This is a genomic window from Streptomyces sp. NPDC029151 (genome assembly GCF_055564315.1).
This window is the reverse complement of record NZ_JBVHWQ010000004.1, coordinates 156,870-182,590: the sequence shown is the minus strand read 5'-3', so window position 1 is coordinate 182,590 and position 25,721 is coordinate 156,870. Positions and strand designations below refer to the sequence as shown.

General features: G+C 71.0%; 19 protein-coding genes and 1 pseudogene. 10 read left to right on the top strand and 10 right to left on the bottom strand.

The annotated features are described in order from the left end of the window. The first annotated feature begins 281 nt into the window (after positions 1-281). A complete protein-coding gene (locus ACZ4VF_RS17340; protein WP_467926781.1) occupies positions 282-2,105 on the top strand; it encodes a phosphoenolpyruvate carboxykinase (GTP) in 1,824 nt (607 codons plus the stop codon). Positions 2,106-2,327: 222 nt separating this feature from the next. Further along, a complete protein-coding gene (locus ACZ4VF_RS17335; protein WP_467926780.1) occupies positions 2,328-4,055 on the top strand; it encodes a WD40 repeat domain-containing protein in 1,728 nt (575 codons plus the stop codon). Positions 4,056-4,239: 184 nt separating this feature from the next. On the opposite strand, the gene ACZ4VF_RS17330 is transcribed toward ACZ4VF_RS17335, so the two are convergent. Then, entirely contained in the window at positions 4,240-4,659 is a 420-nt protein-coding gene (locus tag ACZ4VF_RS17330; protein ID WP_467926778.1) for an SCO4983 family protein, read from the bottom strand. 89 nt (positions 4,660-4,748) lie between these two features. Further along, positions 4,749-5,960, bottom strand: a complete 1,212-nt coding sequence (locus tag ACZ4VF_RS17325; protein ID WP_467926777.1) for a pyridoxal phosphate-dependent aminotransferase — start codon at positions 5,958-5,960, stop codon at positions 4,749-4,751. 126 nt (positions 5,961-6,086) lie between these two features. On the opposite strand from ACZ4VF_RS17325, the gene ACZ4VF_RS17320 reads away from it, so the two are divergent. Both ACZ4VF_RS17320 and ACZ4VF_RS17315 read left to right on the top strand, forming a co-directional pair. Continuing rightward, entirely contained in the window at positions 6,087-6,842 is a 756-nt protein-coding gene (locus tag ACZ4VF_RS17320; protein ID WP_467926775.1) for a hypothetical protein, read from the top strand. Between the two features lie 190 nt (positions 6,843-7,032). Further along, positions 7,033-7,893 carry a S1 family peptidase gene (locus ACZ4VF_RS17315; protein ID WP_467926774.1) on the top strand — a complete coding sequence of 287 codons (861 nt, stop codon included), beginning with the start codon at positions 7,033-7,035 and terminating at the stop codon, positions 7,891-7,893. A 7-nt stretch (positions 7,894-7,900) separates the two neighbouring features. Here ACZ4VF_RS17315 and ACZ4VF_RS17310 read toward each other — a convergent pair whose 3' ends face one another. Continuing rightward, the gene (locus tag ACZ4VF_RS17310) at positions 7,901-9,511 is read right to left on the bottom strand and encodes an N-acyl-D-amino-acid deacylase family protein (protein WP_467926773.1); all 1,611 of its coding nucleotides are present in this window, start codon (positions 9,509-9,511) and stop codon (positions 7,901-7,903) included. A gap of 9 nt (positions 9,512-9,520) precedes the next feature. Continuing rightward, positions 9,521-10,792: an amino acid deaminase gene (locus tag ACZ4VF_RS17305; protein WP_467926771.1), complete on the bottom strand. Its 1,272-nt coding sequence runs from the start codon at positions 10,790-10,792 to the stop codon at positions 9,521-9,523. Positions 10,793-10,959: 167 nt separating this feature from the next. Here ACZ4VF_RS17305 and ACZ4VF_RS17300 point away from each other — a divergent pair, with 167 nt between their 5' ends. The 5 genes from ACZ4VF_RS17300 (at position 10,960) to ACZ4VF_RS17280 (ending at position 15,423) form a co-directional block, all read left to right on the top strand. Then, positions 10,960-12,033 (top strand): sugar kinase, encoded by a 1,074-nt coding sequence (locus ACZ4VF_RS17300; protein WP_467927358.1) that lies wholly within the window; start codon positions 10,960-10,962, stop codon positions 12,031-12,033. Further along, on the top strand, positions 12,030-12,794 hold the full coding sequence (locus ACZ4VF_RS17295; RefSeq protein WP_467926770.1) for an IclR family transcriptional regulator: 765 nt from the start codon (positions 12,030-12,032) through the stop codon (positions 12,792-12,794). Before ACZ4VF_RS17300 ends, ACZ4VF_RS17295 begins: the two co-directional genes overlap by 4 nt. Further along, positions 12,791-13,201, top strand: coding sequence for a RidA family protein (locus tag ACZ4VF_RS17290; protein ID WP_467926769.1), 411 nt, complete (start codon positions 12,791-12,793; stop codon positions 13,199-13,201). Before ACZ4VF_RS17295 ends, ACZ4VF_RS17290 begins: the two co-directional genes overlap by 4 nt. A gap of 130 nt (positions 13,202-13,331) precedes the next feature. Further along, on the top strand, positions 13,332-14,816 hold the full coding sequence (locus ACZ4VF_RS17285; protein WP_467926768.1) for a GntP family permease: 1,485 nt from the start codon (positions 13,332-13,334) through the stop codon (positions 14,814-14,816). 37 nt (positions 14,817-14,853) lie between these two features. Then, on the top strand, positions 14,854-15,423 hold the full coding sequence (locus ACZ4VF_RS17280; RefSeq protein ID WP_467926766.1) for a hypothetical protein: 570 nt from the start codon (positions 14,854-14,856) through the stop codon (positions 15,421-15,423). Between the two features lie 3 nt (positions 15,424-15,426). Here the strand turns inward: ACZ4VF_RS17280 and ACZ4VF_RS17275 are convergent, their stop codons facing one another. Next, positions 15,427-16,770, bottom strand: coding sequence for a M14 family metallopeptidase (locus ACZ4VF_RS17275; RefSeq protein WP_467926765.1), 1,344 nt, complete (start codon positions 16,768-16,770; stop codon positions 15,427-15,429). A 362-nt stretch (positions 16,771-17,132) separates the two neighbouring features. On the opposite strand from ACZ4VF_RS17275, the pseudogene ACZ4VF_RS17270 reads away from it, so the two are divergent. Further along, positions 17,133-17,451 (top strand): annotated as a pseudogene (locus ACZ4VF_RS17270) (ATP-binding protein). Position 17,452: 1 nt separating this feature from the next. Here the strand turns inward: ACZ4VF_RS17270 and ACZ4VF_RS17265 are convergent. The 5 genes from ACZ4VF_RS17265 to ACZ4VF_RS17245 form a co-directional block, all read right to left on the bottom strand. Beyond that, a complete protein-coding gene (locus tag ACZ4VF_RS17265; protein ID WP_467926764.1) occupies positions 17,453-17,842 on the bottom strand; it encodes an Imm50 family immunity protein in 390 nt (129 codons plus the stop codon). A 27-nt stretch (positions 17,843-17,869) separates the two neighbouring features. After that, the gene (locus ACZ4VF_RS17260) at positions 17,870-22,564 is read right to left on the bottom strand and encodes a putative T7SS-secreted protein (RefSeq protein WP_467926763.1); all 4,695 of its coding nucleotides are present in this window, start codon (positions 22,562-22,564) and stop codon (positions 17,870-17,872) included. Beyond that, positions 22,564-23,133 carry a hypothetical protein gene (locus ACZ4VF_RS17255; protein WP_467926761.1) on the bottom strand — a complete coding sequence of 190 codons (570 nt, stop codon included), beginning with the start codon at positions 23,131-23,133 and terminating at the stop codon, positions 22,564-22,566. Before ACZ4VF_RS17255 ends, ACZ4VF_RS17260 begins: the two co-directional genes overlap by 1 nt. Next, positions 23,130-23,615: a hypothetical protein gene (locus ACZ4VF_RS17250; protein ID WP_467926760.1), complete on the bottom strand. Its 486-nt coding sequence runs from the start codon at positions 23,613-23,615 to the stop codon at positions 23,130-23,132. Before ACZ4VF_RS17250 ends, ACZ4VF_RS17255 begins: the two co-directional genes overlap by 4 nt. 134 nt (positions 23,616-23,749) lie before the next feature. After that, positions 23,750-25,471: a chitinase gene (locus ACZ4VF_RS17245; protein ID WP_467926759.1), complete on the bottom strand. Its 1,722-nt coding sequence runs from the start codon at positions 25,469-25,471 to the stop codon at positions 23,750-23,752. Positions 25,472-25,721 lie beyond the last annotated feature (250 nt).

Below are 25,721 nucleotides of genomic sequence, written 5' to 3'. Positions count from 1 at the left end.
GTACCGAGGACGCCGTAGGTCATTCATCAACGCACGGTCATTTTCCGCGCGATGGACCGGTTGGGCAAAAAGTCCTTCACCTGAACCCAACGTGGACGCAAAGAGTCCAGGAAATCGTGTGATTCCTCACGCCGCTCACCTGTGATGCCCCCTGGACAGATGGGCACTAGACTCGGATGATCAAATGAGTGCGGTCGGCACCGGATGAGCGGGCTACGAAGCATCCGGGTCGCGGCCCCCACGGGGCGGACAAACACAAAAACCCTCACTTAGGAGCAATCGTGGCGCGCGACATCGCGGCTCCCACCGTCGTCCCCACCAACCACCAGGAACTGATCTCGTGGGTCAACGAGATCGCCGAACTGACGCAGCCGGACAGTGTGGTCTGGTGTGACGGCTCCGAGGCCGAGTACGAGCGGCTGTGCGAGGAACTGGTCGCCAAGGGAACGTTCAAGAAGCTTGACCCGGTCAAGCGCCCCCACTCCTACTACGCCGCCTCCGACCCGACCGACGTCGCGCGCGTCGAGGACCGGACCTTCATCTGCTCCGAGAAGGAGGAGGACGCCGGTCCGACCAACCACTGGAAGGCCCCCGCCGAGATGCGGGAGATCTTCTCCGGCGAGAAGGGCCTGTTCCGCGGTTCCATGCGGGGCCGCACCATGTACGTCGTCCCGTTCTGCATGGGCCCGCTGGGCTCCCCGCTGTCCGCGCTGGGCGTGGAGATCACCGACTCCGCGTACGTCGCCGTCTCCATGCGCACGATGACGCGCATGGGCCAGGCCGTCCTGGACGAGCTCGGCGACGAGGGCTTCTTCGTCAAGGCCGTCCACACCCTCGGCGCCCCGCTGGAGGAGGGCCAGGAGGACGTCCCCTGGCCCTGCAACTCCACCAAGTACATCTCGCACTTCCCCGAGTCGCGCGAGATCTGGTCCTACGGCTCCGGCTACGGCGGCAACGCCCTGCTCGGCAAGAAGTGCTACGCCCTGCGCATCGCCTCGGTCATGGCCCGCGACGAGGGCTGGCTGGCCGAGCACATGCTCATCCTGAAGCTGACCCCGCCGCAGGGCGAGTCCAAGTACGTCGCCGCCGCCTTCCCCTCCGCCTGCGGCAAGACCAACCTCGCCATGCTGGAGCCCACGATCTCCGGCTGGACCGTGGAGACCATCGGCGACGACATCGCCTGGATGCGGTTCGGCGAGGACGGCCGCCTCTACGCGATCAACCCGGAGGCCGGCTTCTTCGGCGTCGCGCCCGGCACCGGCGAGCACACCAACGCCAACGCGATGAAGACCCTGTGGGGCAACGCGGTCTTCACCAACGTCGCCCTCACCGACGACGGCGACGTGTGGTGGGAGGGCATGACCGAGGAGCCCCCGGCCCACCTGACCGACTGGAAGGGCAACGACTGGACGCCGGCCTCCGGGACCCCGGCCGCCCACCCCAACGCCCGCTTCACCGTGCCGGCCTCGCAGTGCCCGATCATCGCGCCCGAGTGGGAGGACCCCAAGGGCGTGCCGATCTCCGCGATCCTCTTCGGCGGCCGCCGCGCCAGCGCCGTGCCCCTGGTCACCGAGTCCTTCGACTGGAACCACGGCGTCTTCCTCGGCGCCAACGTCGCCTCCGAGAAGACCGCGGCGGCCGAGGGCAAGGTCGGCGAGCTGCGCCGCGACCCGTTCGCGATGCTGCCGTTCTGCGGCTACAACATGGGCGACTACATGGCCCACTGGATCGACGTCGCCAAGGACAAGGACCAGTCCAGGCTGCCGAAGATCTACTACGTCAACTGGTTCCGCAAGAACGACGAGGGCGCGTTCGTCTGGCCCGGCTTCGGCGAGAACTCCCGCGTCCTGAAGTGGATCGTGGAGCGGCTGGAGGGCAGGGCCGAGGGCGTCGAGACGCCGATCGGCATCCTGCCGACGAAGGACGCGCTGGACACGAACGGCCTCGAACTGGCCGACTCCGACCTGGACTTCCTGCTCACCGTCGACAAGGAGATCTGGCGCGAGGAGGCCGCCCTGGTCCCCGAGCACCTCAACACCTTCGGTGACCACACCCCGAAGGAGCTGTGGGACCAGTACCGGGCGCTGGTGGAGCGCCTGGGCTGACCGGTCCCGCCGAAAGACTCCACGGCCGGCCAGGATGTGCCCTGACCAGCGATCGTCACGACCGGCCGTGGAACAACCCCGGGAAGGGCCCCGCACAACGGCGTGCGGGGCCCTTCCCGTGCGCGCCCCCTTGCTCACCGGATCTTCACAGCTGTTTCATGGCTGTACAGGCGTCTCACCGACGACGGCGGGACGCCCGAACTCAGCCTGTGGGGGGCACAGTTGAATACAGCACAGCGACCCGGACGTCTCGCGGCCACGCTGCTCGCCGCCGCACTCGCCGGGACCGGACTCACCGTCGCCGTCGCGCCCGCGGCCCACGCGGCGGCCTCCGACGCCGTGGCCAAGCTGCCGATCTCGTCGTACTCGGGCCTGGCCGTCGACTCGGTGCACCAGCGCATCTACATCGCCGACCAGCGCGACACCAACACCGACGGCACCGTGCTGGTCTACGACTTCGAGGGCCGGAAGGTCGGCACGCTCCAGCACCAGTCGAATGTCTCCGGCGTGGCGCTCAGCGACGACTCCGCGACGCTGTACGTGGGCGAGCGCGGCCGTGTCGTCGGCTACGACACCGGCACGCTCCAGCAGAGCGGGGCGTACGGCGCCGCCTACGACACCTGCGGCCGGCAGCTCGCCTTCGCCGGGGGCACGGTGTGGAGCACGGACGCCTACGTCTACCAGGCCTACCAGTGCGCCACGGCCTCGACGGCCCTGGACGTCCTCACCGGCGGCACCGTCGACCGGACCGGCTGGAACGACACCGGCCGGCTCCAGCTGGCCCCGGGAGCACGCGGGAAGAACCGCCTCCTCGTGGGCCAGCCCAAGGACAGCGGTGCGGCGAACCCGTTCCTCGCCTCGTTCGACGTCAGCGGCGCCACCCCGGTGCGGGACGCCTCCCGCCGGTTCGCGGACGGCGACGGCAAGGGCGCCCTCGACCTGCAGGACATGGCGGTGAGCCCGGACGGCGGCAAGGTCGCCGTGGCCGACGCCGGTGCGGGCACCCGGCTGCTGAACGCCGACCTGTCGGACGCGCCCGGCCAGTACCAGGCGCTGCCCGCCGGAGCGACGTCCACCGCGGTCGCCTTCAGCGGTGACGGCGCCTACATCGCCCGCGGCGCCCAGGCCTCCGGCAGCACCCCCGACCTGCTGGTGCAGAGCGCCGACCCGGCCGACGGCACACCGCCGCTGGAGTTCGCCTTCGAGGGCGGTCTGGACGGCAACGCGGTCGCCCCGCGGGGTCTGGCCTGGTCCCAGGACGGCTCCCGGCTCTTCGCCGTCACCCGGGGCGGCACCGGCCAGGAGTTCTGGCTGCACGTCATCCAGCCGCCGGCCGTCCAGTACGACACCCGCTTCGCCGGCGCCCTCACCCACAGCCCCGCCGGGGCCGTCGCCGGGGAGCCGCTGGCCGTGCGCGGCCGGCTGGAGTGGGAGGGGCCCGCGCCCGCCGGGCCGCTGAAGGTGAGCGCCGTCCGCAAGGACGCGACCGGCACCCACCAGCTGGGCACGGCGACCGTCAAGGACGACGGCACCTTCACCGTCCTGGACGAGCCCGACCTGGTCGGCGAGGCCACCTACAGCGTGTCCTTCCTCGGCGACCTCACCCACCGCCCCGCGACCGACGTCACCCACACCGTGACCGTCGGCAAGGCGCCGAGCGCGATCGCGCTGACCGCGCCGGACGAGGCCACGATGCGCGGGGGCGTCCACATCACCGGCACCTTCACCGCCCAGGGCAAGGCGCTGCCCGAGCGGGCCGTGCTCACCGTGAAGCGGACGGACCGGCTCGGCACCGGCACCCTGTCGTCGGTGACCGTCGCCGCCGACGGCACCTTCACCGTCGACGACCTGCCGCGCACCCGGCGCGAGGTGACCTACGCGGTCAGCTGGCCGGGCGACGACCTGCACACCGGCGCGACCGCGTCGGCCACGGTGTACGTCAGGCGCTGAGCCCGCGTCCCACCGGTCCCGCCCCGGTCCTCCGGGCACGGGTGCGGGACTTCTGGGGCACCAGCCCCGGGGCGCACGCCGCCGGCGCCGCCCCGGCCGGGCCGGGCGGGGTCTGTGGCGCCCGGTCCGCGCGTCGCTGCGGGTGCACGCGGACCGGGGCCGTTCGAGGGGATCCCCGGAGGGATCAGTGGGCGGTGCTGTACGCCTTCGGGCCGGACAGCGCGGCGGTGTGCGCGTCCATCCGCTGGGCCGCGAGGATCGCCGCCGCCGTGTCGGCGCGCGACGCGGCGACCACGAGCGCGCGGCCGGCGAGGGTGTGCGCGCGCCGGTGCAGGGCGGCGGGGTCGCCGGCCGCGGCCGGTGCCGCCCGCAGGGGCGTGCGTCCACCCCGCAGGCGGGCCACCTGTGCCGCGAGGCGCTCCGCCGCCGTGTCCAGGTCGGCGGACGGGCTCAGGGCACGCAGCTCGTCGGTGACCGCGAGGAGCGCGGCGAGGTGTCCGGCGAGCTGGATGTCCAGCTCCTCCTCGCGCGAGCGGTGCGGGAAGTCGGAGGGGGCGCCGGCCATCGTGCTGTGGACCGACTTGGTGCGGATCGGTTCGTACATGGGGGATGGCCTCCTGTGCTCTGACAGGAAGCCATCCTACCTTGGATTTCGTCTAAAGTTGAGTCGGGTCACGGAACGGGGTCCGCCGGCTACCGCTGGCTGTATCCGTCCAGGAAGTTCCCGATCCGCGTCACCGCGTCCCGCAGGTCCCCGACCGACGGCAGCGTCACCACCCGGAAGTGGTCCTGCTCGGGCCAGTTGAAGCCCGTCCCCTGGACGACCATGATCTTCTCCTGCCGCAGCAGGTCCAGGACCAGCTGCCGGTCGTCCCTGACCCGGTAGACCTCCGGGTCCAGCCGCGGGAACAGGTACAGCGCGCCCTTCGGCCGTACACAGCTCACGCCCGGGATCCGGGTCAGCAGCTCGTACGCCGTGTCCATCTGCTCCTTCAGCCGCCCGCCCGGCAGCACCAGGTCCTTGATCGTCTGGCGTCCGCTGAGCGCGGCGACCACCCCGTGCTGCCCCGGCATGTTGGCGCACAGCCGCATGTTGGCCAGAATCGTCAGGCCCTCGATGTAGGAGTCGGCGTGCGCGCGGGGGCCGGAGATCGACATCCAGCCGACGCGGTAGCCGGCCACGCGGTAGGCCTTCGACATGCCGTTGAACGTCAGCGTCAGCAGGTCGGGCGCGACCGCCGCCGTCGGGGTGTGCGTGGCGCCGTCGTAGAGGATCTTGTCGTAGATCTCGTCGGAGCAGACCAGCAGGTTGTGCCGGCGGGCGATGTCGGTCAGCCCCTTCAGCACCGCCTCGTCGTACACCGCGCCCGTGGGGTTGTTCGGGTTGATGACGACGATCGCCTTGGTGCGGTCGGTGACCTTGCGCTCGATGTCGGCCAGGTCGGGCATCCAGTCCGACTGCTCGTCGCAGCGGTAGTGCACGGCGGTGCCGCCGGACAGGGAGACGGCGGCCGTCCACAGGGGGTAGTCCGGGCTCGGGACGAGCACCTCGTCGCCGTCGTCCAGCAGGCCCTGCATCGCCATCACGATCAGCTCGGAGACGCCGTTGCCGATGAAGACGTGCTCGACGTCCGTCTCGATCCCGATGGTCTGGTTGTGCATCACCACCGCGCGGCGCGCGGCGAGCAGGCCCTTGGCGTCGCCGTAGCCGTGCGCCGTGGAGACGTTGCGGAGGATGTCCTCCAGGATCTCCGGGGGGCACTCGAAGCCGAAGGCGGCCGGGTTGCCGGTGTTGAGCTTGAGGATGCGGTGGCCCGCCGCCTCAAGCCGCATGGCCTCTTCGAGCACCGGGCCCCGGATCTCGTAACAGACGTTGGCGAGCTTGGTCGACTGGATCACCTGCATGTCCGTGAGCTTAGGGGCAGGCGACGCCTCCTGGTCCGTGTTTTCCGCCACGTGAGACCCGCAGGTCTGCCCGGATGTCGACGTCGGCTGTCTCAAGAGTCACTTGCATCCCTAGAATCCGCTGGCATGTCCACGGAACGGGAGTACGAGGCGGGGGCGTACGGCATGGAGGCGGCGGGCGGCGCGCCCGGCGTCCGGCCGAACGTGTACCACCCGCAGCCGGCTCCGGCCCCCGCGTACGAGCAGTACGCCGACCCCGCCGCCGCGCACGGCTGGCAGAACGCCTACGACGCCACGCGCGAGCTCGAACCCCTGGCCGAGCCGCCGGGGCCGCCGGAGGCGGCGGAGCCGGGGGAGCGGGCCGGAGTGCCGGCCGCGGTGCCGGCCGGGACGCGTGGGCCCGGCCGGGCCGACCGGCGGCGTGCCGCGCGGCGCCCGGGCGGCCGGCGCCGGGCGGTGGTGGTCGCCGGCGTCCTCGGCGTGGCCGGCGCGGTCGCGGCCTTCGCGGCGCTGGGCGGTTCGGACTCCCCGGACGGCGCGCGTCCCGGGGCCGGCCGGAGCGCGGGCGCCGGAGCCGCGTCCACGGGCCCCGGCGCGGAGACCGCCTCCCCGGGCACGGCGTCCCCGGCGGGCGCGGGCTCCGGCGGCTCCGCGCCGTCCCCCGCGGCCTCCTCGGACACCGCCGCTCCCGCCCCCGCCGCCACCCCGGACGCGGGCGGTGCGACGGACCACGGCCCCGGCGCCACGACCTCGGCGCCGGCCCCGTCGGCGTCCGGCGTCCCGAGCCCGACGGCGCCGACGGCCACGCCGACGGCGTCACCGTCCGGCACGCCCGTCGGCAGGGGCCGCGGACACGGCCGCGGCACGTGGAAACACCGGTAGGCCCGGGCGTCGGTGACGACGTGTCCGGTGCCGTGGACGGTCGCGCCGCCGCCCGCGCGCACAGGGAAACCCCTATGACCTGACACCGCGTCTTGTCCCCGCGCCTCTCCGCTGCTGAGAATGCGCATGACAACCGAGTGGGCGACCGGAAGCACCTCCGGTCGCCCCAGTCGTAAGAGGGGACCCCCACGTGAACAAGCCTCTCCTTGCCGCGCTCTCCGCCCTGGCGATAGCCGGACTGGGCGCGACCCCGGCCGTCGCCGCACCGCACGCGGCCGCCAAGACCACCGCCCCGCACTCCGCCAAGGCCGTCAAGGCGACCGTCAGCTTCGCGGGCACCGTCTCGCTCAGCAACTGCTCCGGCTCCGTCATCCGCTTCCCGGGCTCGGCCGACACCGACCCGGCGCTCGTACTGACCAACGGCCACTGCCTGGAGACCGGCATGCCGGGCCCCGGCGACGTCATCACCGGCCAGTCCTCCAGCCGTTCCTTCGGCCTGCTGAACGCCTCCGGCTCCAGGATCGGCACCCTCCGCGCCAACCAGGTCGTCTACTCGACCATGACGGACACGGACGTCACGATCTACCGCACCACCACCACGTACGCGGCGATCAGGAGCACGTACGGCATCAGCCCGCTCACCGTGCAGGACACCCATCCGGTCGCCGGCACCGCCATCAAGGTGGTCTCCGGGTACTGGAAGCGCACCTACAGCTGCAACATCGACGGGTTCGTCTACCGGCTGAAGGAGGGCGACTGGACCTTCAAGGACTCGGTCCGCTACACCTCCTCCTGCAACACCATCGGCGGCACCTCCGGCTCCCCGGTCATCGACACCACCACCGGCAAGGTCGTCGCCGTCAACAACACCGGCAACGAGGACGGCGAGCGGTGCACGGTGAACAACCCGTGCGAGGTCGACGCGAACGGCAACGTCACCGTCCGCCAGGGCATCAACTACGCCCAGGAGATCTACAACATCCCGGCCTGCTTCACCACGGGCAACAGGCTCGACCTGAGCGCGGCCGGCTGCACCCTGCCCAAGCCGTAAGCGCGGTTCACAGCGGCGTACGGCGGACGGACCGCCCCGCGAGGACGTCCGTCCGCCGGCCGTCCTCGACGGCGAACCGGCCGTCGACCAGCACGTACGGGATCCCCTCCGGCAGCGTGCGCGGCTCGGCGAAGGTGGCGCCGGGCGCGACCGTCTCCGGGTCGAACAGCACCAGGTCGGCCCGGTAGCCCTCGCGCACCAGCCCGCGGTCCGGCAGCCGCAGCCGCGCCGCGGGCCGCGAGGTGAGGTGGGCGACGCACTCCTCCAGCGTCAGCACCCCCAACTCCCGCACGTAGTGCCCGAGATAGCGCGGGAAGGTGCCGTACGCCCGCGGATGCGGCTTGCTGCCCCGCAGGATGCCGTCGGAGCCACCGGTGTGCGTGCGGTGCCGCATGATCGCGCGGACGTTCTCCTCGTGGCCGACGTGCTGGAGGACCGTCGTGCCGAGCCGGTCGCCGGCCAGCAGCCGGCGCGCCGTCGTCCACGGCTCCTCGCCGCGCAGCCGCGCCGCCTCCCGCACGGTACGGCCCACCAGGCCGGCCAGGGCCGGATCGGTGACGCCGGAGATCTCGATCGTCTCCCACTGCACCGGCACCCCGTGGCAGCCGTCCGAGCCGGTGACCTCCAGGTCGTAGCGGATCCGCTCGGCCGTCCGCGGGTCGGCGAGCCGGGCCAGGACCTCCGTGGGGCCGCCCTCGCTCGCCCAGCTCGGCAGCAGTGCGGCGAGGGTGGTGCAGCCGGGGGTGTAGGGATAGGTGTCCAGCGTGATGTCCGCGCCCGCGTCCAGGGCCCGGTCGAGCAGCGCGAGCAGCTCCGGCGCCCGGCCCCGGTTCACGCCGAAGTTCAGCGTCGCGTGCGCGAGGTGCAGCGGACAGCCCGCCTCCCGGGCCAGGTCCACCACCTCCGCGTACGCCTCCAGGGCGCCGGCGCCGTAGGAGCGGTGGTGCGGGCAGTAGTAGCCGCCGTAGGACGCCACCACCCGGCACAGCTCGGTCAGTTCGCCGCCCCCGGCGTACATCCCGGGCGTGTACGTCAGCCCGGAGGACAGCCCGACCGCGCCCTGCTCCAGCCCCTCGGCCACCAGCCGCCGCATCCGGTCCAGCTCCGCCGGGGTGGCCGGGCGGTCCTCCCAGCCGACGACGAGCGCCCGGACGGTGCCCTGCGGGACCAGGTAGGCCGCGTTCACGGCGATCCCCCGGTCCAGCCGGTCGAGGTACTCGCCGACGCTCCGCCAGTCGATGTCGACGTCGTCGCCGTACCCGTTCCAGCCGGTGATCGCCCGCCGCACCTCCTCCAGCGTGCGGTCGTCCACCGGGGCGTACGACAGCCCGTCCTGCCCCAGGACCTCCAGGGTGACCCCCTGCGCGACCTTGGCGCTGTGGTCCGGGTCGCGCAGCAGAGCCAGGTCGGAGTGGGCGTGCATGTCGACGAAGCCGGGGGAGAGGACCAGGCCCTCGGCGTCGATCTCCCGCACGGCCTGCGGGCGCTGGCAGCCCGCCGCCGCGGCCTCCTTGACGATCGAGACGATCCGGCCGGCGTCGACCACGACATCGGCGCGGTACGACGGCTCACCGCTGCCGTCGACCACGTCGGCGTCCCGGATGACCAGGTCCTCCACACCGGCCTCCTAGAAGAACGTACGGATGTAGTCGACCACCGTGCCGTCGGCCTCGGCCACCGGGATCAGCTGCCACTTGTCGAAGGACGTGCACGGATGGGAGAGGCCGAAGCCGACCCAGTCGCCGACCTCGACGTCCGCGCCGGGCCCGGTGCGCAGCCACAGGTGCTGGTCGGACAGGGCGGTCACCTCGATCCCGGTCGCCGCGTGCTCGCCACCGTCCCGGCGTACCACGTGCGCCACCGGGAGGTCGAGGTCGTAGGCGGCGTCGCGCTTGCCCGCGTTGACGAACGCCTCGGCCGGGGACGGCCGGGACACCACCTGCGCCCACAGCCGGAACGCGGGCTCCAGCGCCCCCTCCTCCGGCACCCGGTTGAACGGGGTCAGCCTGCTGTAGTGCACGTCGTCGTGCGAGACGTACGCCCCGGAGCGCAGCAGCTTCAGCACCGGCAGGGACAGCCCGGGGACCCCGGCGAAGACATCGGCGACGGCGTCGAACCACTCGCTGCCGCCGGCGCTCACCACGATCTCGCTCGCCTTGGCGAACCGCCCGGCCCGGTCGAACTCCACGGTCAGCGCCACCAGTCGCTCCAGCCACGCCCGCACCCGCTCCGGGGAGGCGTCCGGCACCTGCGCCTCGTACCCCGCCACGCCGACGAGCCGCAGCGTCGCGGTGCCGGCCACCGCGTCGGCGACGGCCCGGGCCTCCGTCTCCGACCGCACCCCGGTCCGGGCGCCGTCGCCCGCGCCGACCTCCACCACCACGTCCACCGGGCGGGCGGTGCCGCCGAGGGCCGCGTCCATCAGCTCCACCCCGCGCACGGAGTCGACGTAGCAGACGAACCGGAACTCCGGGTCGGCGGCCAGCTCGCCGGCGATCCAGCGCAGGGCGGAGGCGTCCACCAGCTCGTTGGCGAGGAACACGCGCGGGACGCCGAACGCCCGGGCCACCCGGACCTGGTGGGGCAGCGCCAGCGTGATCCCCCAGGCGCCGTGCTCGATCTGGCGGTGGAAGAGCTGCGGGGCCATGGAGGTCTTGCCGTGCGGGGCGAAGGCCAGGCCGTGCCGGGCGGTGTACGTCTCCATCAGCGCGAGGTTGTGCTCAAGGCGCTCGGCGGAGAGGGCGAGGACGGGCGTGGTGAAGCCGTCGCCGTCCCGGAAGAGGTTGCGCCGCTGGGCGGTCAGCTCGCCGACGGTGAGACCGTCGGCGTCCGGCGGGAGGCCCTTGAAGCGGTGGTCGACACGTTCCTCGGCAAGGCGGGTGAGCGCTTCGGTGCCCATGGAGCCCCTCTCTCGACCGTTGCAAGAAATGCAACGGTCATTGCGTGTGCTGCTACTGGTGTCTAGCATCTCGCCGAACACCGGGTCAACGGAGCCGTCACCCGGACCTCGACAGGACAAGAGTCCCCGGCAGGAGTCCCCGACAGGGGTCCCCGACAGGAGTCATCATCGACGACGCTGCTTACGCCCCGGCCGTTGCACCGGCGTGGGAAACCGCGGACGTGGTGACGCTCGGCGAGTCCATGGTCGCCTTCCTGCCCAGTCGCCCCGGCCGCCTCGCCGACGTCCCCTCCTTCGACCGGGCCATCGGCGGCGCCGAGTCCAACGTCGCCTGCGCGCTGGCCGCCTTCGGACACACGGCACGCTGGGTCGGCCGGGTCGGCGCCGACGGCTTCGGCGACCATCTCGTGGAGCGCATCGCCGGGTACGGCGTCGACGTCACCGCCGTCCACCGCGACCCGCACCGGCCCACCGGGGTGTACTTCCGTACCGCGGGGGACCGGAGCACGGGCGCGCACGAGGTGGCGTACTACCGGACGGGATCGGCGGCGTCGGCGATGTCCCCGGCCACCGTGGACCTGACGGCGGTGCGCGCGGCCCGTGTCCTGCACCTGTCCGGCATCACGGCGGCCCTGTCGGACGACTGCCGGGAACTGCTCCACGCGCTGACGGCCCCCGCCCCGGACCGCCCGCCGGTGTCCTTCGACGTCAACCACCGGCCCGGGCTGTGGCGCGACGGCGAAGCCGGCCGGGTGCTGCTGGACCTGGCCCGGCGCGCGGACATCGTGTTCGTGGGCGAGGACGAGGCCGAGGAGGCCTGGGGCGTCACGGGCGGCCCCGACGCGATCCGCGGGGAACTGCCGGAACCGGCGGTCCTGGTGGTCAAGCAGGGGGAGAAGGGGGCGACGGCGTTCGGACGACGGGGTACGGGCGCGCGCGGCGCCGGGACCTTCGAACCGGCCCTGCGCACGGCCGTCGTGGCCACCACCGGCGCCGGGGACGCCTTCGCCGCCGGATTCCTCTCCGCGACCCTGCGCGGCCTCCCCGTGCGGGACCGCCTGCGCCACGGCCACCTCTTCGCCGCCGCCGCCCTCACCGCCCCCGGAGACCTCGCCGCGCCCCCCGCCCGCGACCACGCCGACCGCCTCGCCGCCCTGGACGACGACGCATGGGGGAGACTTCGACTCGGCCCCGGCTGGACGCAGGCCGATCGGGCCCCGGAGGAGGCGAACATCCCATGAGTCAGACCGTCGACCGCGCCCTGAGCATCCTGCCCCTGCTCGCCGAGGGCCCCGCCGACCTGGGCCGGGTCGCCGACCGCCTCGGCGTCCACAAGTCCACGGCCCTCCGGCTCCTGCGCACCCTGCACGAACACGGCCTGGTCTACCGCCAGTCCGACCAGCGCTACCGCCTCGGCGCCCGCCTCTTCGCCCTCGCCCAGGAGGCGATGGAGAACCTCGACATCCGCGAGATCGCCCACCCCCACCTCGTACGGCTCAACGAACAGTGCGGGCACACCGTCCACCTCGCCGTCCACGAGGACAACGAGGTCCTCTACATCGACAAGGTGGAGAGCCGCTACCCGGTCCGCATGTACTCCCGGATCGGCAAGCCCGTCGCCGTCACCGTCGCCGCCGTGGCCAAACTGCTCCTCGCCGACCTGCCCGAACCCGAGCGCCGCGCCCTCGCCGAGCGGCTCGACTACCCCCTGTACACGCCCCGTTCGACCCCGAACGCCGACGCCTTCCTGAAGGAGCTGGCCGCGGTGCGCGAACAGGGCTGGGCCACCGACCTCGGTGGCCACGAGGAGTCCATCAACTGCGTCGCCGCCCCCATCCGCGGCGCCGACGGCCGCGTGGTCGCCGCGATGTCGGTGTCCGCGCCGAACGTCGTCGTCACCGCCGAGGAACTCCTCACCCTCCTCCCGCTGGTACGCCGTACGGCCGACGCGATCAGCGGCGAGTACTCCGGACGAACCCCAGCGAAGGACCCCACCGTATGACCGGCAAGACCGCGCTCACCCCGAACACCCACACCACCCCGACCGCGAAGTTCTCGCACGGCGTGCGGAAGGGCAACATCCTCCAGGTCGCCGGCCAGGTCGGCTTCCTGCCCGCCGAGGAGGGCAAGCCCCCCACGCCGGCCGGACCCACCCTGCGCGCGCAGACCCTCCAGACCCTCGCCAACGTCAAGGCGATCCTGGAGGAGGGCGGCGCCGGCTGGGACGACGTGATGATGATCCGCGTCTACCTCACCGACACCGCCCACTTCGCCGAGATGAACGAGATCTACGACGCCTACTTCGAGGAGCAGGCTCTCACCCAGCCGCCCGCCGCCCGCACGACGGTCTACGTCGGCCTGCCGGCCGGCCTCCTCGTCGAGATCGACGCGCTCGCCGTACTGGGCTGACCGGCACCGGACTCCCGCGGCCCCCCTGGCACTCCCCGACGCACGCCCTCTCCGGCACGGCGCCCTCCCGGCGCCGTGCCGCGATCCCCCCTGCCCGAAAGCAGCATGCGTTCACGTAGAGGACCCCCGTATGCCGTGCTTCCTCGCCGTTCCCGCCACCGCCCCCGCCGCCCCACCCCACACCGGAGGCCTGCTCCTCCTCGTCGACGGCACGGCCGGACTGCTCACGGTCGCCGCCGTGGGCATAGCCCTGCTCCTCTTCCTGATCATCAAGGTCAGGCTTCAGCCGTTCGTCGCCCTGCTCGTCGTCTCCGTGGCCGTGGGCCTGCTGGCCGGCCTGTCGGTCACCGAACTCTTCGGCACGGTGCAGCGCTCGGACGCGGTGTCCACCATCGAGTCCGGCATGGGCGGCATCCTCGGCCACGTCGCGATCATCATCGGCCTGGGGACGATGCTCGGCGCGGTCCTCGAAGTCAGCGGCGGCGCCGAGGTACTGGCCGCGCGCCTGCTGGCCCTGTTCGGCGAGCACCGGGCCCCTCTCGCGATGGGGGTGACAGGCCTGGTCTTCGGCATCCCGGTCTTCTTCGACGTCGGCATCTTCGTCCTGGCACCGATCGTCCACGCGGCGGCGAAGCGCGGCGGCGGGTCGGTCCTGCTGTACTGCCTGCCCCTGCTGGCCGGCCTGTCGATGACCCACGCCTTCCTGCCCCCGCACCCGGGCCCGGTGGCCGCGGCCGGACTGCTGCACGTACAGCTGGGCTGGGTGATCCTCATGGGCGTCGTCTGCGGCGTCCCGGCCGTCCTGGCCGCCTGGGCGTACGCCGCCTGGACCGGCCGCCGCGTCTTCGTCGCCGTACCGCAGGACATGGTGGAGGCGGCGGAGGAGGCCAGGCGGGCCGTCGTCCAGGAGCAGCGGGCCTCGGGTGCGGAGCCACGCGAGGACCCGGTGCCGCTGGGCACGGTCCTCGTCATCATCGGTACGCCGCTGATCCTGATCCTCGCCGCCACCTTCTCCTCCATCGCCCTCGACCGGTTCACCGGCCGCTCGGTCGTCGAGTTCTTCGGGCACCCCTTCGTCGCCCTGACGATCGCCCTCCTCCTCGCCTACCACCTGCTCGGCATCCGTCGCGGCTGGTCCCGCAAGTCCCTGGAGGCGGTGTCGACGGCGTCCCTGAAGCCGGTCGGCAACATCCTGCTGGTCGTCGGCGCGGGCGGGGTCTTCGGCGCCGTACTGAAGGCCGGCGGGGTCGCCCAGGCGCTGTCGGACACCTTCCACGACGTGGGTCTGCCGGTGATCGTCCTGTCGTACCTGATCGCGCTCGTGCTGCGGGTCGCCCAGGGCTCGGCGACGGTGGCGATCGTGACCACGGCGGGCATCGTGGCCCCGCTGCTGACACAGGATCACCACTCGCAGGCCTTCACCGCCCTGGTCATCATGGCCGTCTCGGCGGGCTCCATCTTCGCCTCGCACGTCAACGACGGCGGATTCTGGATGGTGGCCAAGTACTTCGGCATCAGCGAGCGCGACACGCTGCGGACCTGGACGGTCCTGGAGTCGGTGCTGTCACTGGCGGGGTTCGCGGTGGCGGCGGTGGTCAGCGTGTTCGTGAGCTGACTGGTTCCGGCACAGGAAAGTCGTCCATACTGCCGCCGTGGAGCAGCGCATAGGATCGAGCAGCAAGCCGTCGAAGGCCGAGCCGTTGAAGGCGGCGCCTGTCACGGGCGCCGGTTTCGACCCGGCGTACATCCCGGGGATCACGGGTCCGACACCGGGCGAGCCGGTGTCGAAGGAGCCGGATCCCGTGGAGGCGACGGCTGAGGAGCTGAAGGCCGGGAAGGCGCCGGCCGAGAAGCCGGCGCAGCCCGCCGAGGGGCTGGACACGGACACGGAAGAACCGGCCGACGCCCCGGTCGAGGACGCGACCGACGAACCGGCGACCGACGGCCCGGTCTTCGAGGCCTCCGACCGCCGGGCGCGGATAGTGGCCGACCGCAAGGGCGTCCGCCTCAGCCTGGACGAGGAGACCTGCGAGTTCCGCTGGGACGAGATCGCCGCCGTCGAGACGGAGTCGCCCCGCTTCGGCAAGCGTTACACGATCACCGTGCACACGCCCGACCGCCGCTGGTACCCGATCGAGATCGAGGCGGCGGCCAGGGCGCGCTTCAAGGAGTGGGACGAGCAGCTGGACGCGGTGCTCGACGCCTACTTCGAGGAGGCATGACGCCTAACTGCAGTACTGGTCGGCCTTCCCGATCGACCGGTACATGCAGTCGGCGTTCTCCAGCAGCTGCAACACGGCGTCCCTGTTCCGGGAGGTCTCTCGCTCGATGACCTCGTCGGGCGGGTAGAACCCTCCGTCCCAGCTGGACGTCGGGTACATCTCGAAGGTGTAGTCGAAGATCTTGTGCACACCCCAGAGGTAGTCGTCGATGGACCCGTCGGTGATGTACAGGTCGCTGGACTGCTCCGCGGTGTACCCGTTGCTGGCGGCCATCTTCTGCCCGACGGCCTTGAAAGCGGCGGCGTCGTCCGCGGTCATCCCGGTGGCGGTGTCGTTGTACGTCCACCCGAACGGCCACAGCACCAGCTCGCTGTAGGTGTGGAAGTCGATCCCGGCCTTGATCTGCTGCTTGCCCCCGACGACCCGGCCGCGCACGAAGTCGGAGACGACCTTCACCTCGGGCGCGGACTCGGCGGCGGACCCGCGGTAGGTCTCCGAGGACGCTGAGCCCGACGACCCGCCGCAGCAGCCCCACTTGTAGTTCCAGTTCCGGTTGAGGTCCGTCCCGACGTACGACGACCCGGAGTTGGGCTGCCGGTTCTTCCGCCACGACCGGTACGACCCGCTGGCGATGTCGTACTCGCCGCCGTCCGGATTGAGATCGGGCACGATCCAGATCTCCCGGCTGTTGACGATGTCCGTGATCCGGGGATCGCTCCCGTACCCGGCCCCGAGTTCGCGCAGCAGGTACAGCGCCATCTCCACGGTCAGGTGCTCCCGCGCGTGCTGGTGGGCGGTGAACAGCACCTCCGGCTCGTTCTCGTCGGTGCCGACGTTGTCACTGACCTTGATGGCGACGATGTCCCGGCCCTGGTACGACTTCCCGATCACCCGCTTGCTCATGATGCCCGGGTAGGCGGCCAGCCGCTGGTCGATCTCGGCGTTCATCTCGGCGTAGTTGTGGTACTTCGCGTCGGCGCTGGGGAAGTCGTAGAGCCGCGCCCCGCTCCGCTGCGGGGCTGCGCCCAACGGCTGCACGTCGTACCCCATCCGGCGCAGCCTGCCGATCTGCTCGGCCCGCCCGGAGACGACGACACTCTCCTCGTCGGCTTCGTCGACGGTGACACCGGTCGCCTGAATGGCCGTACGGGTGACGGCGTTCGTGCCCCGATGGATCTCGTACTGCCGGACGTCGTCGTCGGCCGACCCGACCCTGCGGACGCCGTCGGCACTGGCATGGCCGAGACCGGCGGAAACCGGAGCGGCGAGTGCGAGCGCCAGCAGCGCACCGAGAGCGGCGGTACGTCTGCCGCCGCGCGCGCCGGAGCCGCGGATGCGAAGTCGCATGAACTCTCCTTGTGGGGTGGAGGTGGGGATGTTCCCGTGCGACGTGCGGATGCGAACCTGCCGGGGCCTTCTTGGGGAGTCCCTGTGGGTTCGCTGTGCGGTTGGCGCTCATGGTGCGCCGTTGACATGATCAGGTCAAGCATGTGTCGGGATGCCGACCGAAACGGGACGGAGGCGGTTGACGGGGCCGCCCGCTCCCCCTGACGCCCCACGACGGCGGTGAGCAGCGTACGTGCAGCGGAAGCGCGCCTTGCGTCCTGTCATGGCGATCGCGGTGATGCCACCGCACGCGGACATCCCACTCACCGACTGGAGTTGCTGAGCCATGCCCGAAAGATGAATCTTGGGACTACACGCTCCACATCCCCGACGACCCGAATGCCGTGACCGTCTGCCGCCGCACCCTGCGCGACCTGACCGGACTCGTGGAGACGGCGGAACTGCCGGCGACGGGCACACCAAGGGACCGACGGCGTTGCGGGTGCGCTGCTCCCGGGAGGGCTTGGTGTGACTCGGGCGCGGGACGCGGACTCCGCGCAGCCGCCCTTGCGCCGGCTGGGAGCGAGCCTTCCACGAAGGGGCCGCGGTCGTGCTTGCCGCGCACCTGGCGGATCAGGAAACTCGCGCCGGGTGGGGAATCGGATGAATCGGGATGGGCCTCCGCGTCACCGGCGCCGTTGATTCATGCTTCGTTGGCATAGGCCGTGAGCTTGGCGATGAAGGCGACTTCGGCGGTGGCGTGGAGTCGCATCGTGGGTGACGACACATCGAGAATGATGTCGCCCTCTCTGTGTAGGGATACATCTGCGCTTACATTTGTTCCGAAGCCTTCCAGGGTGAGCGATCGAAGGCCGCTGAACGAAACCTCGATCTGCACGGTATTGAATCCGTTCGCCTTCCATTTTTTCGGGGGCTGATCAGGGTAATGGGGGAGGTCCAGGCGCAGCTTAAGTGTGGGTCCGTCTTCGTGTACGGCTACCTCGTGCACGCGTACCCCGGTCAATTCGGGGGCGCTCCCCTGATAAACTGCGTCGATTCCTTGTGAAGAATGCAGAAATGACGTCCATGACATACGGATCAGGCCCTATGCTCCGTCGGTTCAGTACTCATAGTGCTGTGCAGTTCCCGGGACCTTACCAGTCCTGGGGTTTTCCCACGGACGGACGTTGAAGTGTGGCCCCTGATCGCCTACACCGCCTTCACCGTAGTAGTGCCCGTACCCGTGATCCTGGATGATCACCCTACTCCCGTCGCTTCGTGTATAGACGTACTCTCGCGTCATGACAGGATTGTGCGAAGCGTCCATGACCTGCTGCCCCGTACGGTCTGTCATCGGAATCCTGCGAATCTCATCCGGTTGCTGCGACATGGGAATATGCAAGTCGCGTTTCGCATCCCTGAAGGCCGCGTTGCGGCTGTTTGAGTGTTTGTAGGAGAGATTCTCTGGACATCCTTCCTTCGGTGCGAGACCGAGAGGGTCGCTCCAGGTGTGCGGGTTGTCGATATAAGTAAACGGATTGGGGGCGGGCGCCAGTCCGAGGGGGTCCGGAGTCGAGTAGCGGGCGATTTCGGGGTCGTAGTGGCGGAAGTAGTTGTAGTGCAGGCCTGTTTCGGGGTCGTAGTACTGGCCTGGGAAGCGTAGAGGGGTGTAGGTGGTGCTGTTTGTCGACCACGCCGTTGTTCCCCACAGGGTGCTGCGGGTGCGCCAGGCGATTTCGCCCTGCTCGTCCACCAGCTCGTTCGGTGTGCCGACCAGGTCGGTGACGATGACGAAGAAGCGGGAGTCGATTTCCTCCTGCGGGGCTTTCGCCGCGGCGATGCGTTCCGTCTGGGAGAGGGGGCGTAGGCCCTGGTGGTCCCAGGTGAGGGTGACCGCGTGGGGGAGGCCCGCGGACGTTGTTGTCTGTTCGCAGAGGGTGGTGCCGTCCCAGATGAAGTCCACCCGTTCCAGAACCGTCTCACCGTCGCCTGCGAGACGGAGTTTCGCTGTGCGGCGGCCCAGGGGGTCGTAGGTGTAGCGCCAACGGGTGCCGTCGGGTGTCACCACCGACGCCAGGCGGTCTTCCGCGTCCCATTCGTAGCGCCAGGTGTCCGGCTTGCGGGACAGACGAGTCTTCTGGCGGAGGGTGATGCGGCCCAGGGCGTCGTGTTCGTAGCGGACGTTGCCGGCTCGGATAATGCGGGTTCCCGCATACGCGCGCGGGCCCTTCGCCTCCGCACCCGGGTGCTCCGACGGCCAGGACGCCATGGTCTGGTTGCCCGCCTCGTCGTAGGCGTACTGCTCCGTCCAGCCTGCCGCATGGACGGCGGTCACCCTGCCTGTTGCGTCCAGGTCGAAGCGGCGGGTGCCGGAGAGGTGGTCGTCGATGCGGATCGGGTTGCCGTCGGCGCGGTACGTGTACGCCCGGTGTTGGACCCGCTGACCCCCGGCGCCGGTCACCGACTGGGTGGTGAGGCGGCCCAAGGCGTCGAAAGTCTGCTCCAGGGTGATGGTGCCGCCGATGCGGCGGGCCAGTTCGCGGCCCGTCTCGTCGTAGGCGAAGTCGATCGCCCGGTCCGATGCCACCATGCCCGTGCGGCGACCCGCTGCGTCGTACGACCAGGCCGTCTTGGCTCCGGTCGGGGTGGTGCGGCTGGTGCGGCGGCCCAGGGCGTCGTAGGCGTAGGTCACTGTGCGGCCGTTGACCGTCTCCGAGCGCAGGCGGCCGTACCGGTCGCGCAGCAGCATCAGCGTCGTGCCGTCGGGGCCCGTTGCCTGGGCCAGCTGGTCGGTCAGGTCGTAGGCGTACGTGGTGATGCGGCCCGCCGCGTCCTTGCGCAGTACCTGGCCGAATTCGTTCCGCTCGAACGACGTCACCTCGCCGAGCGCGTTGCGGCGGGCGACCAGGTGGCCCGCCGCGTCGTACTCGTACGTCAGTACGCGGTCGTCGAAGTCCGTCTCCCGCACCAGGCGGCCGGCCGGGTCGTACTCGTACGTCCAGGTCAAGCCATGCGGGTTCGTGACCGCCGTCAGGCGTAGTTCGGTGTCGTGCGCGAATTCGTAGCGGACGCCGTCCGGTGTCGTGCGGGCCGTCAGCAGGTCGAAATGCGTGTACTCGAAGCGGCTGACCCCGCCAAGGGGGTCGGTGTGGCTCGTGCAGTTGCCCTCGCCGTCGTACGTCCACGTCTCCGTGGTGCCGTCGGGGGCCGTGCGGCGGGTCAGCCGGCCTTCGGGGGACCATTCCAGGCGGGTCGTGGCGCCCGTCGGATCCGTGATGGCGACCGGGAGGCCCAGGGCGTTGTGTTCGTAGCGTGTGGTCGCGCCCAGCGGATCCGTCACCTCCACCGGGAGGCCCGCGCGGTCGCGGACGACCGTCGTGGTCGCGCCCAGCGGATCCGTCACCGACGTGAGGTGGCCGGCCTCCGTGTACGTGAAGCGGGTCGTCTGGCCCGCCGGGTCCGTCACGGAGGTGCGGTTGCCCCGCTCGTCGTAGGTCTGGCGGATCACCGTGCCGTCCGGGTTCACCACCTTCACCGGCAGGCCCAGGTCGTTGTACTCGGCCCGTGCCTCGCGGCCGTCCGGGCGGACCACTCGTGTGAGGTTTCCTGCCTCGTCGTACTCGAAGGTGGTCGTGTGGCCGAGCGGGTCCGTCGTGGACAGCAGGCGGTTGTAACGGTCGCGGACGTAACGTGTCGTCGCGCCGAGTGGGTCGGTCTCCGCCACGACCTGCCAGGCGTCGTTGACCAGGTAGCGGCGGGTGTGGCCCTCGCCGGTCGTTGCCGTCGTGGTGCGCAGGCCCGTCGTGGGGTCCGGGGCCTCGTACGTCAGCCGGAGGGCCATGTGGCCTTCCGCGCCGCCCTCGGCGATGCAGCGGTTCTGGCTGTCGTACGCGTAGGTGTAGCCGCGGTTGTTGGTGTCCGTCCAGGAGGTGACGTGGCCCGCCTCGTCGTACGTGAAGCGCAGCGGCAGGCCCGAGGAGTCGATGACCTCGGTGAGGTTGCCGTCCGCGTAGCCGAAGCGCTTCAGTTCCTCACCGGTGGCGGTCAGGTGGTACGCCGTGACGCGGCCCGAGTCCGTCGTGATGCGGACGCCCTGGCCGGCGCTCGTGTGGACAGCCAGGGGAGCGTGCTCGGTGTCGTACTCGAAGGTGGTCCAGTTGCCGTTGCGGTCGTCGATCTGTTCCAGGACCGCCAGGCCGGGGCCTCGGTCGGCGAAGTGCCAGGTGCGATGGGTGCGCGGGTCGGTGATCGTGTAGCCACCGTCCACGCGGTCCAGGGGGAGGCGGGGGCCGTGGCTGGGGAGGGTGGGCAGTCCGGGGGCGGGGTGGGGGTACGACAGGAGGAGGCCGTCCTCCGTGACGTAGACGACTCCCTCCGCGTCGATCTCCAGGCGCTGATCCAGGGTGGAGGACCAGGACGGGCCGAACCAGCGGCCCAGGTGGTAGCCCGACTCCACGCGACGTGTGAGAACCAGGGGAAGCGCTCCGGGGAGGGCGACATCCGTCTGGGGCAGGTACATCTTGCCGGTGGCGAGGTCGATGGGGTCGGTGCCCTTGCTTTCCACCGATTCACCGGTACGGGATGGCTGGGCGGGGTCCTCGTTCACCCGGTCCCGGGCCGACTTTCCGGCCGCGCCCTCGGCTCCCGCCCGCGCTTCTCTGCCTGCCGCCGCTTCCGCCGCCTGCCGGGTCAGGCCCGCCTCTGCCGCGTCCCGCGCCAGCCCCGCTTCCAGCCCGGCGCCGTCGCCGAGGAGGAACTGGGGGGCCATGCGTCCGCTGAACTCGGAGGGGTCCTTGCGGAACTCGTCCCACATGGTCTTGGCGGTGCGTTCGGGGTGGGCGGCGGTGGAGGTCAGGCCGGAGAGCGTCATGCTGACGTTCTGCATGTAGGCGGCCGGGTGGGTGAGGTTGTAGGGGTCCGTCGGGTCCAGGCCGCGGACGAAGTTGACGAGGCCGGCCGTGCCCTTGGCGACGCCTCCGGCGAAGTGGGTGAGTTCGATGCCGGTGGACAGCGCGCCGTCCTTCAGGTCGCCCTTGAGGCGGTCCAGGGGAGGGGGTTCGGCCGGGGCGTGGGCCAGGGCCGCTCTCACCTTGCCCTGGGCTTCGGAGGCGGCGGTGTTGCGCTGCTTGCGGGCCTCGGCGAGCTTGTGCTGCGCGGCCTGGACGGTGGCCTTGCCCGGGTCGTGGAACTTCCCCGGGTCCGGGCCGGGGTCCTCGCCCGCGTCGGCCTTGGCCTTGTACGACGCCACGTCCTTCTGATACGTCTCGAACGCGGCCTTGGACGCCTTCACGCCCTCCTTGTAAAGCTCCACGGCCTCCTTGGCCTGGCCTTGCGCCCATTTCACGGTGTCGGCGTACGAGTCCAGCGCCTCCGCCGCCGTCTTGCAGGCCTCCGCCGCCTGGGCCCACTTGGCGGGGTGGACGCCGAACTTCTCGCGGAAGGCGTCACCGCCCTCGCCCTTCCAGCCGGAGGAGTCGACCTTCTTCAGGCCCTGGCTGACCTTGTCGAACGCGGCGTGGAAGTCCCGCAGGTGTGCAGCGCTGTCCCGGATCTTCGCCGGGTCGCCCTGGACGAGTTCGTTCGCCTCCTCGCTCTGGCCCAGCTGCTGCTCGCCGGGGGTCGCGCCGAGGTCGGAGGCGATCCCGTCGCCCCAGTCCTCCACCACGTCGGCCCACTTGTGCAGCCCGTACTCGTCCAGCTTGTCGCCGACCTTGTCCGTGGCCCAGTCGACGCCCTCGCCGAGCTTCTTCTTGCCCTTGTCGTAGAGGTTCTCGGCACCGCCCAGCAGGGCGTTGGTCACATCCCCGATGCCCATCAGCCCTCACCGCCCGGCTGGTCACCGACCAGGTCGCCGACGCCCACGCCCGGTACCGGTCCGATGGTGTGCGAGGTCATCACGTCGTCCGCGGCCTGCTTCCAGCCCTGCTTGCCGGTGGCCCACGCCTTTTCGAAGGATTCCTCGCTGTAGTCGACGTCGCCGCCGTACGCACCGGACGTCGCGATGTCGCCGTAGCCCATCTTCTCGACGTCTTTCTCAGAGGCGTACGGGTTGCCGACGGCCGCGTTCTCCACGACCTTCACCGTGCCCTCGACGTACTTGTCGGTCTCGTAGTACGTCCCGGCCGCCAGGCCCGTCTTCTCCGCGAACCCGTTGCCCTCGGCGATCAGCGACCGCACCCCCCACTCCCAGCGCTCGCAGAACGACTTGAACTCGTCCGTCAGGCCCTCATGGCCCAGCTCCAGGCCGGACAGCGCGATGCCGGCGAAGCCTCGCCCGGCCCCGGACGTGCCGAAACCGCCCAGCTCCTTCAGCTCGCCCAGCGCATCCGTCAGCCCCTTGGCGATCAGGCCCAGCCCCTCGGTCGCCAGATCCTTACCGGTCACCGCTCATCCCCCGTCGCACTCTCCACGTCCACCGCCACCGCGTCCGGCACGATCCCCCGTACCGGAGGGAAGACCATGCCGTCCTCCCCGTCAGCGCAGTCCAGCGCCACCCCGCACGGCACCCCCACCGCCGGAACCGCCGCGTCCAGCAGGCGCGCGCCCAGCCACCGCTGGTAGGCCCACTCCCGGGCGCCCTCGCCCCGCGCGAGCGCGAAACGGGCCAGGGCGTGCTCGTGGGAGAAGGCGTAGATCCAGCGGACTCCGCCGAAGTCGGCTGTCAGGGGGGCGCCGTCCTCGGCCACCGGCACCAGCACCGCAGTGCGGCGGAACTCGCCCAGCAGGACAGCGAACTCACGTCGTCCGTGACCGGGATCGCCCGCGGCGTCCGGTCGGTGCTCCGGTGTCGCGAAGTCCGCGTAGTCGTACAGCCGTGACCTGCGGACATTCCCCGTGGTGTTGGCGTCGCCCCCGTGTTCGGCCATGTCCGGGATCATCACACCGAGCCGTTGTCAGGGGCAAAAGGGATGGCGGCGGACCGCTCGAGTTCGGCCGCCGCGCACACGACGGCGCCCGGACCGAGACGGTCCGGGCGCCGGGAGTATGACAGGGGTTCAGGTCACGGCAGCGCGTGCACGTGCGCGCCCACCGGGTTCGACCAGGCGTTCCCCGACGCCGCGTCCCAGTTCGTGGACCAGGTCATCGCGCCGCGCAGGGACGGGTACGTCTTGGACGGCTTGAAGGTGCCGCAGTTCGTGCCGGCGGTCAGGCAGTCCAGGGCGTTGTTGACGACGGTCGGTGAGACGTAGCCGCCGCCGGCCGCACGGGTGGAGGCCGGGAGGCCGAGGCCCACCTGGGAGGGGGACAGGCCGCCCTCCAGCTGGATGCAGGCGAGGGCGGTCAGGAAGTCGACCGTGCCCTGCGAGTACACCTTGCCGTCGCAGCCCAGCATGGAGCCGCTGTTGTAGTACTGCATGTTGACGACCGTGAGGATGTCCTTCACGTTCAGCGCGGTCTGGAAGTAGGTGTTCGACGTCGACTGCATGTCGATCGTCTGCGGGGCCATCGTGATGATCAGGGAGGATCCGGCCTTCGCCGACAGGGCGCGCAGGGCCTGGGTCATGTAGGTCGCGTTGAGGCCGTTCTCCAGGTCGATGTCGACGCCGTCGAAGCCGTACGTCTGCATGAGGGAGTAGACCGAGTTGGCGAAGTTGGTGGCCGATGCGGCGTCGCTGACCGACACCGAGCCCTTCTCGCCGCCGACCGAGATGATGACCTTCTTGCCGGCCGCCTGCTTGGCCTTGATGTCCGCCTTGAACTGGTCGACCGAGTAGCCGCCGAGGCCGGAGGAGTCGAGGGAGAAGCTCACCGCGCCCGGTGTCGACGTCGCGTCGGCGAAGGCCACCGCGATGATGTCGTAGGAGGACGGGACGTCCGAGAGCTTCTGCACCGTGGCGCCGTTGTTGAAGTTCTGCCAGTAGCCGGTCACCGCGTGCTTGGGGAGGGTCCCGCCGCCGCCTCCGCCGCCCGTGCCGGAGGTCGTCGTGCCCGTCACCGTCGCCGACTTCGCCGACTCGCCCGCCGCGTTGGTCGCCGTCACCTGGAAGCTGTACGACGTGGAGGCGGAGAGGCCGGTCACCGTCGCCGACGTGCCCGTCACCGCGGTGACCTTCGTGCCGTTGCGGTAGACGTTGTAGCCCGTCGCGCCCGACACCGGGGACCAGGCCAGGTCGACCGAGGAGGAGGTCGTCCCGGTGACGGACAGGCCGGCCGGGGCCGCGGGGACCGTGGGGGCCGGGTCGGAGCCGCCGCCGCCGTCGGGGCCGTAGACCGAGAGGTCGTCGGCGTAGTAGGCGGCCTGGCCGTACCAGCCGTGGGTGTAGACCGTGACCGAGGTCGTGGAGGCGCCCGTGGTGAACGTCGTCGACAGCTGCTTCCAGGACGCCGAGTCGGGGGTCCACGTCGAGACGTCCGTGGTGCCGGTGCCGGTCACGCCCAGGTAGGAGTAGCCGCCCTGCACCCACGCGCTCAGCGTGTAGGTCGAGTTGGGCTTGACCGCCACCGACTGGGTGCACTGGGCGTTGTCCTGGGCGGCCGGGGTCGCCTTCAGGGCGGAGGTGCCGCCGTGGACGGGGGAGGTGACCGTCGTACCGCTGCCGGCCGTGCACGTCCAGTTGGTCAGGCCCGACTCGAAGCCCGCGTTCTTCACGTTGTTGACGTCCGCGGCGGACGCGGGAGCCGCCGTGACGAGGCCCGCGGCCGAGAGGGCCAGGGCGCCGGCGGCGGACCATGCCGCGAGCCGCCGTCTGCGGGGTCCGGGTATGCCTGGGGCGCGGTCCACTGAAGCCTCCGGAAGGGGAGAAGGGGGAAGAGGGGGAGGGGCGGGGAGAGGGAGAACGGGCGGGGAGGGAGCGGTCTTCGCTGTGCGGGTCCAAGTTGGTCCAGACCAATCTGGGTGTCAAGAGGTCCGGACCAACAAGCGGGAAGGGCGGACGCTCAACCTGTCCGGGTTTGGCGGGACTTGTGGCTGGAGAGTTCCACCCCGGCTTCACAAACGCTGTTCTCCGGCCATACGGCCGTGGTTACAGTGC